Origin of the sequence: Streptomyces sp. NPDC087844, from assembly GCF_044742785.1 — a bacterium.
In the GTDB taxonomy this organism is placed as follows: Bacteria; Actinomycetota; Actinomycetes; order Streptomycetales; family Streptomycetaceae; genus Streptomyces.
The window spans coordinates 40724-56651 of the sequence record NZ_JBIUVD010000016.1 but is presented as its reverse complement, the minus strand read 5'-3'; the positions used below and the strand labels follow the sequence as shown (position 1 = coordinate 56651).

Here is a 15928-nt window from a genome sequence, read left to right as displayed (position 1 = left end):
GGGCGAGGGCGGGGGCGAGTCAGGCCGCGTCGACGCCGTTGGTGCAGGCGGCTCCCGGCTCGGGGGTCTGCGGCCCCTGCACATACTTCGTGAGGAACTGCTGGACCCGCGGGTCGGACGCCTTCTCGACGGTCAGCTGCTTGCCCCAGGCCGACAGCATGAGGGCCCCGGCCTGGTCCTCGACCGGACTCATCAGCGTGTAGGGCGTCTTGGCGACCTTGTCGGCGAGCGTCTTCACGTCGGCGTCCGCCGCCTTGTCGTTGTACGTGATCCAGACCGCGCCGTGCTCCAGCGAGTGCACCGCGTTCTCGTTCGGTATCGCCTTCGTGTAGACCGAGCCGTCACACGTCATCCACGCCTGGTCGTGGTCGCCGCCGACCGGCGGATTCATCGGGTACGACACGGACTTCGAGACGTGGTTCTGGGTCAGCTTCTTCGCGTTCCAGGACTTCTCGCCCTTGACCGGCTTCTTCGCCGCCGCCTGCTGCTGCTCGTCCTTGTCGTTCGCTCTGTCGACGTAGTACGCGCCGAATCCGACGAGCCCGACCACGATGGCCGTACTGACGGCGATGGTCAGGACGCGGCTCCGGCGCTCGCGGGCCTTCTCGGTGCGGCGCATCTCCTCGATGCGCGCCTTGCGGGCCGTGGCGGCCGACTTCTTGCTGGTTCTGCTCATGGAAACGCGTTCCTTGTCCCCGCCGCGCCGGGAAGTCCGGGCGGGCGGCGGTGGGTGAGGGGTCGGACGGACGTCGTCGTACAGACGCCGGTCTAGATCCGCTGCACCTGGAGGACATGGAGGTCGGGGGCCCCGCGGGCGGGCGGCAGCACGGGCACGCGCGCCGCCGTGGCCGCGGGCGCCACGACGGGCATCCGGGGCGCCATCGCGGGCAGGGGGTGGGCACCCGCCGGCAGCACGGCCCGCGCCTCGTGCGTGGGCAGACCGCAGCACCGGTCGTGCTCGGCGGGGGAGGCCAGCCGTTCGTGCGGGACGGAGACGGTGACCACCGGTACGGCGGCCGGAGCGGTCCGGCCGTGCGCCGGCACGTACCCCAGGCAGGCCACCAGCACCGCGAGCAGCACGCCGAGCAGCACGGTGAGGGCAGGGCACAGCGCCGCGTCGCGGGTGACGCGACACGCTCGCTGGGGCGTCCGGCTGCTCATCCCCGTGATGGTATGCGCTGCCTGTGACAGCGCTCCCGGTACCCCGCGCAGAGACGAACAGCGCTCTCTTCGTCCGCCACGAACGCCGTACGGCCGGCGGGCTGCCCGCCACGTCGGACGACGGAGAGCCGGCGGTCAGGATCTGGCCTGGCTCAGGGCCTGGCCTGGCTCAGGGCCTGGCCTGGATGAGGGCATGCGTCCCGCTCGTACGCCAGGACTCCGCGCCCGCGTCCAGTTCCGCCAGGGTGCCGGGGGCCAGCCCGGTCACGACGTCGCACTTGAGCGTCCGCAGGGCCGCCACCGGGCCCGGGAAATACGCGGTGGCCTCGGCGAACGGCGTGGTGGCCGGCCAGTGCCGGTCGCCCACCAGGCGGCGGTAGTTGAGGTCGCCCTTCATGACGGTGAGCGTGGCGGACGCGAAGTCCTCCCGGAGGTCGGCGGGCATCCGGTCGTAGGGATGCGGCGCGCAGGAGAACGGGTGGCTGCGCAGGATCAGCCGCCCGGCACCGACGGCGTCCCGCAGCCGTTCGCCGACCGCCGCCGCGCGACCGGGCGCCCCGGTCAGCCGGTCGAGGCAGGCGAGCGTGTCGGTGGTGGTGGCGTCGGAGACGTAGTACGGGTACGGCTTGAGGTGCAGGACGACGGAGGTGGCCCGGCCGGTGGCCAGCAGGTGGTCGGCGAGGACGAGGTCCGGGAGGAGTTCGGGGCCGGCGTTGTCGGCGACGAGACAGACCTTGCCGGGCCCGCCGGGCACGCCGGCCGCGAGGATGTCCCACAGCGCGTCCGAGTCGTCGACGACGAGCCCCTGGACCCGGTCGCCCAACCCCGCCTCTCCCGCCGACAGTTGGAAGCCGAGGTCGGCCCGGTTGCCCCAGAGGGAGGAGAGCAGGAGCGTACGGTCCTGCTCGGCCGGCGGGAGATCGGGGAGGTGGTCGAGCGCGGACAGCTCGTGGTCGACCTTGGAGCCGGCGAGTTCGGCGTTCTTGAAAGGGGCGAAGGGGTCGATGCCCAGCCAGGGGCCCGGAGTGAAGTGCTCAAGGGCGGCCAGGAGTTTGCGGTAGAAGAAGCTCTCCGCCCAGAGGAACGGCACGTCCGCCCAGCGCCGCCCGTAGTACGGCTCGTCCCGCCAGAGGCCCGCGCCCGGTTCGTCATCGTCCAGCCGCTCGACGGATCCCTTGGTGATCTCGTCGAGGAGGGCGTCCAGTGCGCGTCGGTGCGCGGGCGGATACGGGGTGGCCCGCCGGACGCGCTCGACGAGGGCCGGGTGTCGCTCGTCCAGCACGCCGCGGGCGAAGGAGCCCGGGGTGCCGACGACTACGGGGGCACGGTCTCCTGAGGCGGAGGCAGCGTTCTCGGTGTCTGTGTCTGTGTCGGCGTCGGTGGGGGCTCGGCCGGTGTCCTGGCTGGGGCGCGTCATGTCCCCAGTAAACCGCCCGTGCCGAGTGGTGGCGGCCCGCCGGGCAGGTGTCAGCCCCAGCTCTGCGCGTACTGGTTGCGGTAGCGCTTGCGGCCGCGTTCCGAGCGGATCCGCAGCGCCACCAGCGCGAGCAGACTTCCCGCGATGACGAAGAGCCCGGGGCCGAGGTTGCGGTATTCCCCGAGCCGGTCCAGGGCCGAAGCGGCGTTGTCGGTCTCCCCCTGGGGAACCGTGTCCGCCGGCCCCATGGCCCCGGGCAGGGCCGCGCCGGGAGCGGTCGAGGACGTGCCGGGCGGTACCGCCGCTGCCGCGTCGTTGCCCGTGCCGCCGTCGGCCCCGGACGAGGGCGTGGCTCGACCGGCAGCCGCGGGATCGATCGTCAGCTTCACACCGAGCGAGTCCAGCGCCTTGGTGACCGGCTGGAAGAACGTCGTACCGCCGGCCTTGCAGTCCCCGCTGCCGCCCGAGGTGACGCCCATGGCCAGTCCGTCGGCGAACATCGGGCCACCGCTGTCGCCCGGTTCGGCGCACACCGTGGTCTCGATGAGCCCGGTGACCGTGCCCTGCGGGTAGTTCACCGTCGCGTTCAGGCCGGTCACCTGGCCGGACTGGAGGCCGGTCGTGCTGCCGCTGCGGAAGACCTGCTGGCCGACGGCCGGATCGGCCGCTCCGATGATCCGTACCCCCTGACCGTTGCCGACCGTCACGATGTCGGCGCCGCTGAGGGCGGTGCCGGAGTTGTACCGCACGAGCGAGAAGTCACCGCCGGGGAACGATCCGGAGACGGTGGAGCCGACCGGCTCGGCTCCCTGCTGGTCGGAGAACCATGAGGTGCCCACGGGCCCGCAGTGGCCGGCCGTGAGGATGAAGTCGTTCTGGCCGTTGGTCACGTTGAAGCCGGCCGAGCAGCGTCCCGAGCCCGCGAAGAGTGCGTCGGCGCCGTTCAGCCGCGGGGTGAACGTGCCCTCCGTCCGCTCCATCCGCACGGAGGCGCCGATGCCCTCGGCGACCGCGGTCAGCCGCGCCCACTCGGCCGCGGAGACGGTGGTGTCGGCGCGGACCACCACCTGATTGGTCGCGTAGTCCATCGCCCAGGAGGTGCCGGCCACCTTGGGCGCGTCCTTGAGCTTCTCGGTGGCGGACTTCAGGTCCCGCATGGTGTAACGGACGACCTTGGCCACGGCGCCACCCTCGCGTACGTCGGCCGCGGCCTTCTCGTCGGTCACCGCGACGACCGGGCGCCCCTTGGCGTCGATCCAGCTGCCCGCCGTGCGCGAGGTGCCCAGATCGGAGACCAGTTCCTGTCCCGTACGGGCGGCCCGGGTCTCGGCGTCGGGAGCCTTCGTGCCGCCCGACGTCTCGCTCGCCATGGCCTGCGTGACCATCAGCCCTCCGCAGGCCAGCCCGCCGATGGCGGCGAACCGTGCGATTCGCTGAACATTCCGTCGTGCATGCCTCATCCACGGCTCCCGTGCGACTGTCCTGACACAGCGTCACTTCTGTTGCGGGCGAACCCGCGAGGTGAACGCCCTCCTTCAGTACGTGCCGTCGCGCGGTCCGGTTCACCGAGCCGCCCGGCCGTTCGCGGTCGGCGTGAACCCGCCGGTCGTCCGGACGTTGCCGCGCGACACGTTTTGCCGAAACGGCAAGGTCTCTCGCCGCTCGGCGGGAGCGCCCTCATGATCGGCAGCAGAGTGCTGAGCCGTTCGGACGCTCGACAGCTCGGACGCTCGGCAGCTCGGCAGTCGGAAAGTTCGCTCAAGGAGGACTCATGTCGCAGGAAGTCAGCCCGCTCACCCCGGCGGGCGCCCGGCACCGGACGGTGGACGTTCCCGGTGGCCGGATCCACCTCGTCGAACAGGGCACAGGACCGCTGGTCCTGCTGGTCCACGGCTTTCCCGAGCTCTGGCACTCCTGGCGCCACCAGCTCCCGGCGCTCGCCGCGGCGGGCTACCGGGCGGTCGCCATCGACGTACGCGGATACGGGCGCTCCTCGACGCCCGGCGCCGTGGAGGCGTACCGGATCGGGGCCCATGTCGAGGACAACGTGGCGGTCGTCCACGCGCTCGGCGAGGAGACCGCCGTGATCGTCGGCCACGACTGGGGCTCGACCATCGCCGCCGACTCCGCGCTGCTCAGGCCCGACGTCTTCACCGCCGTCGGACTGCTCGGGGTGCCGTACGCGCCCCGGGGCGGGATGAAGCCGACCGACGCCTTCGCCATGATCGGCGGGGACGAGGAGTTCTATGTCAGCCACTTCCAGGAGCCGGGCCGGGCGGAGGCGGAGATCGAGCCGGACGTACGGGGATGGCTCGCCGGCTTCTACGCGACGCTGGCCGGCGACACGATGCCGGCGTCGGAAGAGGGCGCGGTGTTCTTCGTGCCGAAGGGCGGCAGGCTCTCGGACCGGTTCGTGCGGGACCGCCCGTCCTGGCTCACGGACGATGAACTCGACTTCTGTGCGGCCGAGTTCGAGCGGACCGGCCTCACGGGAGCGCTGAACCGCTACCGCAGCATGGACCGCGACTGGGAGGATCTCGCCGACTTCGACGGCGCCCCCATCACTCAACCGTCGCTCTTCGTCGCGGGTGAACTCGACGCGTCCATCGCCTGGTTGGCCGACGCGATCAAGGCCTTCCCCAGCACGCTCCCCGGCCTGGTCTCCTCGCACCTCGTCGAGGGCTCCGGCCACTGGGTCCAGCAGGAACGCCCCGACGAGGTCAACCGGCTCCTGACCGGCTGGCTGCGGTCCCTCAACGGCCCGACGCCACCAGCCCCGACTCGTACGCGATGATGACGAGCCGCACCCGGTCCCGGGCGTCCAGCTTGGTGAGAAGCCGGGACACATACGTCTTGGCGGTGGCGACGCTGATGGAGAGCCGCTCGGCGATCTCGGTGTTCGACAGCCCGCCGCCGATGAGCGCCAGGACTTCGCGCTCCCGGCCGGTGATACCGCCGACCGAACGCGCGGAAGGGGCCGGCGACACCGGGCGGTCGGCGAAGTCCCTGATGAGGCGGCGGGTGACACTCGGCGCGAGCAGCCCGTCCCCGGTGGCGACGACCCGGATCGCGTCGAGGATGTCCTCCAGCGCCATGTCCTTGACGAGGAACCCGGCGGCGCCCGCCCTGAGCGCCCCGTAGAGGCAGTCGTCGTCATCGAAGGTGGTGAGGACGATGACGTGGGTGACGTGGGTGACATGGGCGCCGCCGGAGCCGCGCGTGATCAGCCGGGTGGCCTCGATGCCGTCCATACCGGGCATCCGGATGTCCATCACCACGACGTCCGGGCGCTCCTTCTCGGCGAGCGCCACCGCCTCGGCGCCGGTCCCGGCCTCCCCGACGACCTCCAGACCGGACTCGTCGGCGATCACCATGCGCAGCGCGGTACGGACGAGGGGCTGGTCGTCGGCGAGTACGACGCGGACGGTCACCGCGCGCCTGCCGGTACGGGCAGCGGAGGACGAGGCGTGACGGGCATGCGCCGATCGTAACCACCCTGCCCCCGCGCGACATCCGACCGTGGGTGTACATCCCGGGCCGACACCGGCCCGCTCGATTGTCGGCGCCGGCCGGATGCCCGACCACCCTGCCTCCGGTCACCGTTGGACACATGATCGAAGTCAATGAACTGACGAAGCGATACGGCGGCACCACCGCCGTCGACGGTCTCAGCTTCACCGTGCGGCCCGGACACGTCACCGGGTTCCTCGGCCCGAACGGCGCCGGCAAGAGCACCACGTTGCGGATCGTCCTCGGCCTGAACGACCCCACCGGCGGATCCGTCACCGTCGACGGCCGCCGTTTCCGGGACCGGCCGCGCGGACTGCGTCACGTCGGCGCGCTGCTCGACGCCCACGACGTGCACGGCGGCCGCACCGCGCGGACGCACCTCTACGTACTGGCCCGGTCCAACCGCATCCCGCGCCGCAGGGCGGACGAGGTGCTGGAGGAGGTCGGTCTCGCGGGCGCGCGCCGACGCCGGATCAGCGGGTTCTCCCTCGGGATGAAACAGCGGCTCGGCATCGCGGCGGCACTGCTCGGCGACCCGCCGGTGCTGCTCTTCGACGAACCCCTCAACGGACTCGACCCGGAGGGTGTGAAGTGGCTGCGGGGACTGTTCCGCCGGCTGGCCGGCGAGGGCCGCACCGTGCTCGTCTCCAGCCATCTGATGTCGGAGATGGAGAACACCGCGGACCAACTGGTCGTCATCGGCCGCGGCTCGCTGATCGCCGCCGAGAGTCTGGCCGGATTCGCGGCCCGCGGCACCCGCCCGAGTGTGACCGTACGGACCCCTGACCTCACGGCGCTCACAGAACTGCTGGCGGGGGAGGGGGCGGAGGTGCTCCAGCAAGGCGCGGGCACGCTGACGGTGACCGGCCTGAGCGCGGACCGCATCGGTGAACTCGCCTTGCAGCACCGGGTGTTGCTGCACGAGTTGTCCACCCGGTCCGCATCCCTGGAGGAGGCATTCATGGAACTCACCGCCGACAGCGTCGACCATGTCGCGGGAGCGGGTCGATGACCGCCGAGGCCACCGCCGAGGCCACCGCCGAGGCCACGGCCGTACGCGGCCAGGTCGCCGAGCCCCGCGCCCGGTTCCGCGACCTCGTCGCCGCCGAGTGGACCAAGTGGTGGTCGCTGCGCTCCAGCGGCTGGGCCCTGGTGGCCACCGCGCTGACCGTCGTCGGTCTCAACGTGGGGATGGCCTATGACACGTACCGCTACTGGTCGGAGCGGGACACGGCGTCACGGAGCGACTTCGTCCGGGACGGGATCCCTTTGTCGATCGCGTTCTCCACGAACGCCGCCATGCTGCTCATGCCGGCCCTCAGCGCCATCGGGGCCACGGTGATCGTCGGCGAGTACCGGACCGGACTGATCCGTACGACGTTCGCCGCCGTACCGGCCCGCAGTTCGGTGATGGCGGCGAAGGTGTGCGTGGTCGCGGCCGTCACGACGGTGTTCGGGGCGGTTGTCTCCATGGCCTCGTTCGGCCTGACCCAGGCCGTTCTGTCCGGCCGGGACGCCGGTGTGTCGATCGGCCACCCCGGCGCCCTGCGGCTCGTCGTGGCGTCCGCGCTCCTCGCACCGGTCGCCGCGCTCGTCGGGCTGGCACTGGGCGCCGTGCTTCGGCACAGTGCGGCCACCATGACGGCCAACGTGGTGGTCCTCCTGCTGCTGCCCCTGATCTTCAGTGCCGACCGCCACTGGGCGGCTGTCGTCGACCACGCCCTGCCTGCGGGCGCGTGGAACCGGCTGACGGCCGTCGGCCACCAGCCGGTCGCCCACCCGTGGACGGCCGGCGGGGCGTGGACCGTCTACGCGGCCTGGGCCGTGGCCGCGGCGGTCGTCGCGGTGGCCTCTGTGCAGCGCCGCGACCAGTGACAGGGCTGGATCGGGCCGGGCCGGGCCGTCCTGCCGTTGCTGCCCGTCGTTGCGCTCGCCGGTGACAGCCTCCAGGCATCTCCAAGCACCTCCAGGCACCTCTAGGCGTATGTCCCGTGCAGGGCGGTGCGGGCGACGCCGACGAAGTGCACGACCGACTCCCAGAACGGGGCGTAGCAGTCGCTGAACCGTCGGCCCGCGTCCTCCTCACCGGCGATCATCGCGTCGAGCGCGCGGTAGTTGGCGCTGGTGGAGCGCCGCAGCCGGTCCGCGGCCGACGCGACCTCCGGCGGGCCCTCCAGGTCCGCCACCCAGACCCGCTGACGCAGCACCGCGTACTCGCCGCGCAGTCGGATCCGCAGCTCCCGCAGGGTGGCCAGACGCTCGTCGGGATCACCGATCCCGTGTGCGTCGGTCACCTTCCAGTACAGGTCGCCCATGCGCTGGGCCTGTTCGATGAGGTCGACGTACGCCGCGCGGCGGGCGGCCCTGAGGCCGTCCGCCTGTACCGTCGCGGCGGCCGCGTCCGCCTGTATGCGGGCCGCGCGCGCGGTGCCGCGGCTGGTCACCCAGCTCGCGAGCACGGCGGTCGCGGCCGTCAGCGCGGCCACCCACAGAGTGCTGTCGCCCATACCGAAGCCGTCCCCCGTCCCCGTCCCCGTGCGTGTTCCTGTCCCCGGTCCGGTCCGGGGACGTCCGGTTCGGTCCGGTCCGGTCCGGTCGGCCGGGAGGGCCGAGGCATCGCAGGATTCTGGCACGGACAACGGGATCTAGGCGTGGCGGGAAGGTTCCAGAATCCTCGTCAGATGAGCGAAGACGACGACATTGCTCATGTAGCCGGACTGCCGGTCGTACACGCCGCCGCAGGTGATCAGCCGCAGCTCCGGACGATTTCTCGCGCCGTACACCTCCTGACTGGGGAAGCGCGCCTTCTCGTACATGCGGACGGCGTCCACCGTGTAGACGGCGGTACGTCCGTCGGCGCGCAGGGCCTCGACGAGCCGGCCGGGTTTCAGTGTGCTCAGGCCGGCGAAGACGGCGGGTCCGGTGCGGGTGTCCAGATGGCCGACCACCACGGCGGTGCCCGCCTCTCCCGGTGACGGCCCGCCCTCGTACCAGCCCGCCAGTTTGGGTTTGTCGAGGGGCGGGGCGGTGAGCTGCTGACGCCGGTCCAGGCCCAGCCCGATCAGCGGGGCCTGCAGGCCGAGATACGGGATGCTCAAACTCGTGGGCTTGGAACGGGAGAGAGGTTGTGGCTGCAGCGGTCGCTGTGGGTTCCGCGGCTGCTGAGGCGGCCTGAGCGGTTGGGGCGGCCGGGATGTCTGGGGTGGCCGAGACGGCTGGGCCGGCTGGGGCGGTTTGGCAGGCTGGAATGACCGGGGTGGTGGGGGCGGTGGGGTCGATGGGGGCCGTGAGGGTGGAGGGGGCGGTGGGGTGGGACGGCTGACGGGGGGTCGTGCGGGAGCGGGGGTGCGCCGGGGCTCCGGTGCCGCGGCGGCGGGCGGACCCGGGGACGCCTTCGCGTCCCCGAGTTCCACCGCCGGGGCGGCGACCGGCCCAGCGGGCCGGCCGTCGTCCTCGGACCACCAGATGCCGCCCATCACCAGCGAGAACGCCAGAACCGCGGTTCTCGTCAAGCGGTAGGCACGCGTGCGGTACCAGGGCCTGGGCGCGTGCCTACGCGGCACCGTCGGACCGGCGACGCAGCTGCCGGAAGTAGACGAAGCCGGACACGCCGACCAGGCCCACCGCTCCGGCGGCGGCGACCGCCGACACGGTCGGCGTCTCGGCGAGACCGCCGCCGCCCGCGGGCACGGCGCCGTTGGGAGTCTGCGGCTTGGCGTCCGGTTTGGCGTCCGGCTTGGCCGCCGGCTTGCAGTCGACCTTGAACAGCTTCTCCTTGCCCGCCCCCGCTCCGCCCACGGGCTTCCAGGTGAGCTTGTAGTTGCCGTCGGGCAGCGCGAGCGTGTCCGTGTAGCCGGTCCCGATGGGGAGGTTGAGGGTGCCGTTGAGCGTCGCGGCGGCCGAGGCCGCCGGCTGTGGCTCGATGATGTAGGTGATCCCCGTGACGCCGACACCCTCGAAGTTGAAGGCGGCCAGGTAGAACTTGCAGACCTTCGTCTCGTCGCGCTGGTCGGTGGGGGACGTCGTCTCCGCGTGGATCTTGACGTCTCCGCTGTCGACGGGGGCGGCGTAGGCGGCCGGTGCCCCGAGGAGGGCGGCGCCGGCGAGGGCGGCCGTGGTGAGGGCTGCGGCGCCGGTGCGGACGCCGACGGAGCGGGTGAGCGGTGAGGCGGGCATACGAAGTCCTCCGAGTGGAATGATTGTCGTACAAATCGGTTGTGCATCCGACTCCCTTTCACATTCCGAACCGGGAAACGCGCCGCACCGCTGATACGACGTCAGGAATCCCCCGTCCGGACCAACATTCCGGTGGTGCGCGACGCCTCGGACGGACCCGCGGTTCCGCGCGCCGAGGTCTGCGCCGAGCCCTCTGCCGGACCCCTGTCGGACCTCTGTCTGGCTCCGTGCAGCGCCTCGTGCTGGGCCGCTGCGTCGGGCTGTGTCGGGCCATGTCGGTCCGTGTGTCGGGCGTGCGTCGGGTCCGGGTGTCGGTCCCCGTTCCGGCCGGCGGACGCCTGTGCCCTTCGCTCGGGCCTCACCACCCAAGGGGCGCGGCGCGGGGAGCCGCGCGACCAGCCACATGCGACCCGCAGCCGACGTCGTACGCCGACTGCGGGTCAGTGGGGGCTGAGCGCACGGTTCCCCGCGCCCCTCACGGGGCTACGGCGCACGCCGTGTCGCAGCCGGGCGTGCTCGACCGGGCCGCCGGTGCTCCAGGCCGCGGCCGACTCGGCGCCGACGGGTTCGAAGCCTGTTCCGTGGTAGCAGTGCGGGGCGGCGGTGCTCGCCGGGCGGGCCCGGAATCAGCTCTGCCCCGCCAGTCGTGCCGACGACTCGACCAACGACGCGGTGAACGGATGCGCGGGCGCCGTGAGGACGTCCCGCGCCGGTCCCTGTTCGACCACCTCGCCGCCGTCCAGCACCGCGATCCTCGTCGCGAGCCGGGCCGTGTCGAGATCGTGGGTGATGAGGACGAGGGAGAGGTCGTCGCGGTCGCGGAGCAGCTTGGCGAGCAGGTCGAGGATGCCCCGGCGCGTGACCGTGTCGAGCCCGGAGGTGATCTCGTCGCACACCAGGACCCGCGGCCGTGCGAGCAGCGCCCTGGCGAGCGCGGCCCGCTGCAGTTCGCCGCCGGACAGCCGGGCGGGAGCGCGGGCCGCCAACTCGGCGCTCAAACCCAGGCTGTTGAGCGTGCCCGACGCCTCGGCCCGCGCGTCCGCGGCAGCCACGCCCCGCAGTCTCACCGCCGTGCGGGCCACCTGGTCCAGGACCGGCCGGTGCTCGTCGAAGGAGGCGCGCGCGTCCTGGAAGACGTACTGCACGGCCGCCAGGCGGTCCCGCCCCCGGTCACGCAGACTGCGCGGGAGCGGGACCCCGTCGAGCAGCACCTCTCCCTCGTAGGTGCGATGGAGTCCGGCAAGACAGCGGGCGAGCGTCGTCTTGCCGCTGCCCGAACGGCCGAGCACGGCGAGGCATTCGCCGGGGTGCACGGCGAGTTCCGGGACGCGCAGTACCTCGACGCCGGGCCGGTGGCGGGCCCGGAGGCCCTGGACCCGCAGTACGGCTGCCGGGCGCGGGCCGCACTGAGCTGCCTCTTCCAACGGCGCGCGCACAGCCAGGAGTTGACGCGTCCAGGGGTGGGAGGGAGTCAGCCACACCCGCTCCGTCGGGCCCGACTCCACGACCCTGCCGTCCCGCATGACCAGCACCTCGTCGGCGAGCGCGCGTACCGTCTCCAGGTCGTGGCTGAGCAGGACCACCCCGATCCCGCGCGCGGCGACCGCCGCCAGCTCGTCCACGACCCGGCGTTTCGTGAGCGCGTCCTGACCGGTGGTGGGTTCGTCCGCGACGACGACCCGGGCGCCGAGCAGCAACGCCTGGGCCAGTACGAGCCGTTGCTGCTGACCGCCCGAGAGCTGATGCGGGAAGCGCCGCAACAACGCCTCGCCGCCGTCCAGTTGGGCCGCCTTCAGGGCATCGAGGACTCGCTGCCCTGCCGCCGGGCCCCGCTCACGACGAGGCAGCTCGCGCACCTGGGCCCGTGCGATGTCGTGCAGCAGCGCCCCCACCCGCCGCGCGGGATTGAGCACCGTCGCCGGATGCTGCGGGACGTAACCGACCGACGCCTCAGCCACCCGTACGGAACCCTCGACGCGCGCTCCATGCGGGAACTCGCCCAGCAGCGCGCGCCCCGTGGTCGTCTTGCCGCTGCCGGAGGCCCCGACCAGCGCGGTCACCTTCCCGGGCAGCACCCGCAGGCTCACACCGTCGACGATGCGTCTGCCATCGACCTCCACCGTCAGCCCCTCGATCGCCGCCACCGCCGAGGGCTCGTCCGAACCGCTCGAACCGCCCGAACCGCTCGAACCGCTCGAACTGCTCGTCTCGCTCAGCCCGTTCACGAACGCGCTCCCTTCCTGAGCGCCGCGTCCCTGAGTGCCGTGTCGCAGAGCAGATTGCAGCCCATGGTCAGTGCCACGATCAGCAGCGCCGGGACGACCACCGCCCAGGGCTGTACGAACAGCCCCGTGCGGTTGCGGTCCACCATCACCGCCCAGTCGGCCGCGTCCGGTGCCACCCCGATGCCCAGGAACGCGGCGGTGGCCACCAGATACAGGACACCTGTCAGCCGTACCCCCGCGTCGGCGGCGAGCGGGCGCAGGATCGACCGGCCGACATGGCCCACGGCGATACGCCACCACGACTCGCCCTGCATCCGCAGTGCCTCCACCGCCGGCCGTGAGGCCACGTCGGCTGCCGCGGCCCGGACGATACGCGCGGCGTCCGGGATGTTCACGAGCGCCACCAGCAGCGCGAGTCCGGTGGCCCCGGGCGAGAACACGGAGGCCACCAGCAGGATCATCAGCAGGGACGGTACGGCGAGCAGCACGTCCAACGGCCGCATGAGTGTCTCCTCCAGCCAGGTTCGGTGCGTCAGCGCGCTGATCAACCCGATCGGCAGCGCCACCAGATACGCCAACGCCGTCGCCGTGAGCGCGACGACCACCACGGGCCGGCCGCCGAGCAGTACCTGCCGCCACACGTCACGCCCCACGAAGTCCGTGCCCAGCCAGTGCCCGTCGCCGAGCGTGAACGAGGCGGCCCGCGGCCCGGGACCGCCGACCACCAGCGGCCCGCACAGGGCGAGCAGGAGCGGCACACAGACCAGGACGGCCCCGAGCGCGAAACGCCCGAGCGGCAGTCCTCTCCGAGGAGGTCTCACGCGGCCACCTCCGCCCGCGGCGCGAACCGATGGGCGACCAGATCGGCCCCCAGGTTCAGCACCACCGTGATCACTCCGAAGACCACCGCGAGCCCTTGCACCACGGGCACATCCCGCTCGGCCACGGCGTTCATCAGCACGGTCCCCAGCCCGGGGATCACGAACAGGGCCTCCACGACGATCACCCCGCACAGCAACCAGTCGACGGTGCGGGCGAGTTGCTGAGCGGCCGGCGCGACCGCGTTCGGCAGGGCGTGCGCGTACCGGACCCGGGCGCCCGGGATCCCGTACCGCCGGGCGTGCGCGACGTACGGCGAGGCGAGCGCGTCGATCATCCCGGCGCGTACCAGCCGGGACAGTGAGCACACCGGGCGGGAGAGGAGGACGAGCACCGGCAGGACCAGGGCGGCCGGATGCCCGAGCAGATCCGTGCCGTAGCCGACCGCCGTCGGTGGCAGCCAGTCGAGCCGCAGCGCGAACACCGTCACGAGCAGCACCCCGAAGGCGAACTCCGGTACCGCGTACACCCCGAGAGTCACCGCACTGACCAGCCGGTCCACGAACCGCCCCTCGAACCGCGCGGCCAGTACCCCGAGCCCCACCCCGACCGGCAGCAGCAGCGCCACGGTGAGCGCGGCGAGCAGCAGCGTCGGCCCGAAGGCACCGGAGATGTACGAGGTGACGGGCCGCCCGGAGGCCAGGGAGGTCCCGAAGTCGGCGTGCGCCAGCCCGGCCGCCCAGTCGGCGAGCCGTTCGTACGCGGGCCGGTCCAGGTCCATCGCCTCCCGGATGGCGGCGATCCGCGCCGGGTCGGGCTGGTCCCCGGCGAGGGCCACCGCCGCGTCGCCAGGCAGCGCCTCGGTGAGCGCGAAGACCAGCAGCACCACGGCCACGGTCTGCACACCGCCGAGCAGCAGCCGCCGGGCGGCCCAGGAACCGAGTCCGCTCACGCCAGCCAGACCTTGTCGAACCGTGCCCAGTCGAGCGTGTTGGCGGGCGCCTTGCGGTCAACGCCCCTGACGCTGCGGGCGGTTCCGATGATCCAGTCGGCGAATCCCCACACCAGGAAGCCACCCTCGGCGTACAGCCTGCGCTGCATCCGGCCGAAGACGGCGGCACGCTCCTTCTCGTCCTTCGTGGCCTGCGCCTGCTGGTAGAGCGCGTCGAAGTCCTTGTGGCGCCACTTGGTGGCGTTGGTGGTGGAGTCGGTGAGGAGCCGCTGCGAGAGGTGCGCCTCGATGGGCATGGCTCCCGAGCGGTAGCAGCACAGGGTTCCGGAGTCGAGGATGTCGGCCCAGTACGAGTCCTTGCTGCCCATCTTGACGTCGACGGTGACGCCGGCTTCGGCGGCCTGGTCGCGGAAGATGCTCGCCGCTTCGGTGAACCCGGCCGCCACCGCCGAGGTGTCCAGGGTGACCTTCAGCTTCTCGGCGCCCGCCTTCTTGAGGAGGGAGCGGGCCCGGTCGAGGTCCTGATCGCGCTGGGGCAGATCGTCCGCGTAGTACTCGTACCCCTTGCCGAAGAGGTCGTTGCCGACCACGCCCGCCCCGGACAGCGCCCCGTCGATCAGTTCCTGGCGGTCGGCGATGAGGAAGAACGCCTCCCGGACCCGTTCGTCGTCGAAGGGCGCCCGGTCGGTCTTCATGGCGAAGGCCTGCATGGCGCTGTTCCGCAGTCGTACGATCTCGATCCGGCCCTTGCCCTCGTGGGCGCGGGCGGTTGTCGGGTTCAGCTCATGGGCGTACTCGACCTGCCCGCCGAGCAGGGCGTTGACCCGCGCGGACTCTTCGTTGGCGACGACGAACTCCACCTCGTCGAGGTGCGGGGCGCCCTCCCAGTGGTCGTCGTTGCGCCGGAAGACCGCCGAACGGCCCGGGGCGAACGACACGAAGCGGAACGGCCCGGAGCCGACCGGCTTCTTGTCGAAGTCGGCGGCGGAGGACCCGTCGGGAACGATGTACGCGCCGAACGCGGCCAGCACATTGGGGAACTCGGCGGTCGGCCGCTTGAGCACGAACTCGACGGTCCGCTCGTCCACGGCCCGGCTCGCCTTGAGATCGATGGGTTCGAGGGACGCCTTGGCACGGAACGTCTTCTCGGGGTCGGCGATCCGGCGGTAGCTGAACAGGACGTCCTCGGCGGTGACGGGCTTCCCGTCGTGGAAGTCGGCCTTCCGCAGGGTGACCTTCCAGCGGTCGAGCCCCGCGTTCGGCTCCCAGCCGGCCGCCAGACGGGGCTGGGCGGAGAGGTCGTCCCCGTAGTCGGCCAGCTTGTCGAAGAGCGCCTTGGCGCGGGCCACGTCGGCGAACAGGTTGGCCAGGTGCGGATCGAGCGTCTCGCTCGCACCGCCACCCGCGAAGGCGGCCCGCAGCCGCCCGCCGCGCCGGGGCTTCCCGTCGCCTCCTTCGCTTCCGTTGCCGGAGCCGCCCGATCCGGAGCCGTCCGAACCGCAGCCGACGAGGGCGAGGGCGCCGATACCGGAGGCCGCCGTGAGAAAGCCTCTGCGAAGGAGGCCGGGGTAGTCCTGCATGAGGATGTCCTTGCTGTGGGAGGTGGGAGGTGGGAGGTGGGAGGTGGGAGGTGGGGAGGTGGGCAGGTGATCGGTGTGAGGCGGGGGA

General features: G+C 72.3%; 15 protein-coding genes. 3 read left to right on the top strand and 12 right to left on the bottom strand.

Going from position 1 to position 15928, the window contains the following annotated elements:
- Window positions 1-19 precede the first annotated feature (19 nt).
- From ACIOKD_RS27740 to ACIOKD_RS27725, 4 genes are all read right to left on the bottom strand, one after another.
- The gene (locus ACIOKD_RS27740) at window positions 20-676 is read right to left on the bottom strand and encodes a DUF3105 domain-containing protein (protein ID WP_402089400.1); all 657 of its coding nucleotides are present in this window, start codon (window positions 674-676) and stop codon (window positions 20-22) included.
- Between the two features lie 92 nt (window positions 677-768).
- Complete coding sequence (locus ACIOKD_RS27735; RefSeq protein ID WP_402089398.1) at window positions 769-1161, bottom strand: hypothetical protein; 393 nt, start codon at window positions 1159-1161, stop codon at window positions 769-771.
- 169 nt (window positions 1162-1330) lie between these two features.
- Complete coding sequence (locus ACIOKD_RS27730) at window positions 1331-2578, bottom strand: damage-control phosphatase ARMT1 family protein (protein ID WP_402089396.1); 1248 nt, start codon at window positions 2576-2578, stop codon at window positions 1331-1333.
- A gap of 50 nt (window positions 2579-2628) precedes the next feature.
- On the bottom strand, window positions 2629-4038 hold the full coding sequence (locus ACIOKD_RS27725) for a S1 family peptidase (RefSeq protein ID WP_402089394.1): 1410 nt from the start codon (window positions 4036-4038) through the stop codon (window positions 2629-2631).
- Between the two features lie 311 nt (window positions 4039-4349).
- Between ACIOKD_RS27725 and ACIOKD_RS27720 the strand changes: the two genes are divergently transcribed.
- Window positions 4350-5372: an alpha/beta fold hydrolase gene (locus tag ACIOKD_RS27720; RefSeq protein WP_402089392.1), complete on the top strand. Its 1023-nt coding sequence runs from the start codon at window positions 4350-4352 to the stop codon at window positions 5370-5372.
- On the opposite strand, the gene ACIOKD_RS27715 is transcribed toward ACIOKD_RS27720, so the two are convergent.
- Window positions 5332-6009 carry a response regulator gene (locus ACIOKD_RS27715; protein ID WP_402089390.1) on the bottom strand — a complete coding sequence of 226 codons (678 nt, stop codon included), beginning with the start codon at window positions 6007-6009 and terminating at the stop codon, window positions 5332-5334. The genes ACIOKD_RS27720 and ACIOKD_RS27715 overlap by 41 nt on opposite strands.
- 179 nt (window positions 6010-6188) lie before the next feature.
- Between ACIOKD_RS27715 and ACIOKD_RS27710 the strand changes: the two genes are divergently transcribed.
- Complete coding sequence (locus ACIOKD_RS27710) at window positions 6189-7100, top strand: ABC transporter ATP-binding protein (RefSeq protein WP_402089388.1); 912 nt, start codon at window positions 6189-6191, stop codon at window positions 7098-7100.
- Window positions 7097-7963, top strand: a complete 867-nt coding sequence (locus tag ACIOKD_RS27705; protein WP_402089386.1) for an ABC transporter permease — start codon at window positions 7097-7099, stop codon at window positions 7961-7963. The genes ACIOKD_RS27710 and ACIOKD_RS27705 overlap by 4 nt, the downstream gene beginning before the upstream one ends.
- A gap of 101 nt (window positions 7964-8064) precedes the next feature.
- Here ACIOKD_RS27705 and ACIOKD_RS27700 read toward each other — a convergent pair whose 3' ends face one another.
- The 7 genes from ACIOKD_RS27700 to ACIOKD_RS27670 form a co-directional block, all read right to left on the bottom strand.
- Entirely contained in the window at window positions 8065-8595 is a 531-nt protein-coding gene (locus tag ACIOKD_RS27700; protein WP_402089384.1) for a hypothetical protein, read from the bottom strand.
- A gap of 138 nt (window positions 8596-8733) precedes the next feature.
- Window positions 8734-9186, bottom strand: coding sequence for a class F sortase (locus tag ACIOKD_RS27695; protein WP_402089382.1), 453 nt, complete (start codon window positions 9184-9186; stop codon window positions 8734-8736).
- 454 nt (window positions 9187-9640) lie between these two features.
- A complete protein-coding gene (locus tag ACIOKD_RS27690; protein ID WP_402089380.1) occupies window positions 9641-10264 on the bottom strand; it encodes a hypothetical protein in 624 nt (207 codons plus the stop codon).
- 626 nt (window positions 10265-10890) lie between these two features.
- Complete coding sequence (locus tag ACIOKD_RS27685) at window positions 10891-12408, bottom strand: ABC transporter ATP-binding protein (RefSeq protein WP_402089669.1); 1518 nt, start codon at window positions 12406-12408, stop codon at window positions 10891-10893.
- A gap of 77 nt (window positions 12409-12485) precedes the next feature.
- Entirely contained in the window at window positions 12486-13310 is an 825-nt protein-coding gene (locus ACIOKD_RS27680; protein ID WP_402089378.1) for an ABC transporter permease, read from the bottom strand.
- Window positions 13307-14260 carry an ABC transporter permease gene (locus tag ACIOKD_RS27675; RefSeq protein ID WP_402089376.1) on the bottom strand — a complete coding sequence of 318 codons (954 nt, stop codon included), beginning with the start codon at window positions 14258-14260 and terminating at the stop codon, window positions 13307-13309. The genes ACIOKD_RS27680 and ACIOKD_RS27675 overlap by 4 nt, the downstream gene beginning before the upstream one ends.
- Window positions 14257-15840: an ABC transporter substrate-binding protein gene (locus ACIOKD_RS27670; RefSeq protein WP_402089374.1), complete on the bottom strand. Its 1584-nt coding sequence runs from the start codon at window positions 15838-15840 to the stop codon at window positions 14257-14259. The genes ACIOKD_RS27675 and ACIOKD_RS27670 overlap by 4 nt, the downstream gene beginning before the upstream one ends.
- Between the last annotated feature and the right edge of the window lie 88 nt (window positions 15841-15928).

Excerpts from the sequence above, each read along its gene's own strand:
- ACIOKD_RS27740 (WP_402089400.1), bottom strand. The coding sequence starts at position 676 with ATGAGCAGAACCAGCAAGAAGTCGGCCGCCACGGCCCGCAAGGCGCGC.
- ACIOKD_RS27735 (WP_402089398.1), bottom strand. The coding sequence starts at position 1,161 with ATGAGCAGCCGGACGCCCCAGCGAGCGTGTCGCGTCACCCGCGACGCG.
- ACIOKD_RS27730 (WP_402089396.1), bottom strand. The coding sequence starts at position 2,578 with ATGACGCGCCCCAGCCAGGACACCGGCCGAGCCCCCACCGACGCCGAC.
- ACIOKD_RS27725 (WP_402089394.1), bottom strand. The coding sequence starts at position 4,038 with ATGAGGCATGCACGACGGAATGTTCAGCGAATCGCACGGTTCGCCGCC.
- ACIOKD_RS27720 (WP_402089392.1), top strand. The coding sequence starts at position 4,350 with ATGTCGCAGGAAGTCAGCCCGCTCACCCCGGCGGGCGCCCGGCACCGG.
- ACIOKD_RS27710 (WP_402089388.1), top strand. The coding sequence starts at position 6,189 with ATGATCGAAGTCAATGAACTGACGAAGCGATACGGCGGCACCACCGCC.
- ACIOKD_RS27705 (WP_402089386.1), top strand. The coding sequence starts at position 7,097 with ATGACCGCCGAGGCCACCGCCGAGGCCACCGCCGAGGCCACGGCCGTA.
- ACIOKD_RS27700 (WP_402089384.1), bottom strand. The coding sequence starts at position 8,595 with ATGGGCGACAGCACTCTGTGGGTGGCCGCGCTGACGGCCGCGACCGCC.
- ACIOKD_RS27690 (WP_402089380.1), bottom strand. The coding sequence starts at position 10,264 with ATGCCCGCCTCACCGCTCACCCGCTCCGTCGGCGTCCGCACCGGCGCC.
- ACIOKD_RS27670 (WP_402089374.1), bottom strand. The coding sequence starts at position 15,840 with ATGCAGGACTACCCCGGCCTCCTTCGCAGAGGCTTTCTCACGGCGGCC.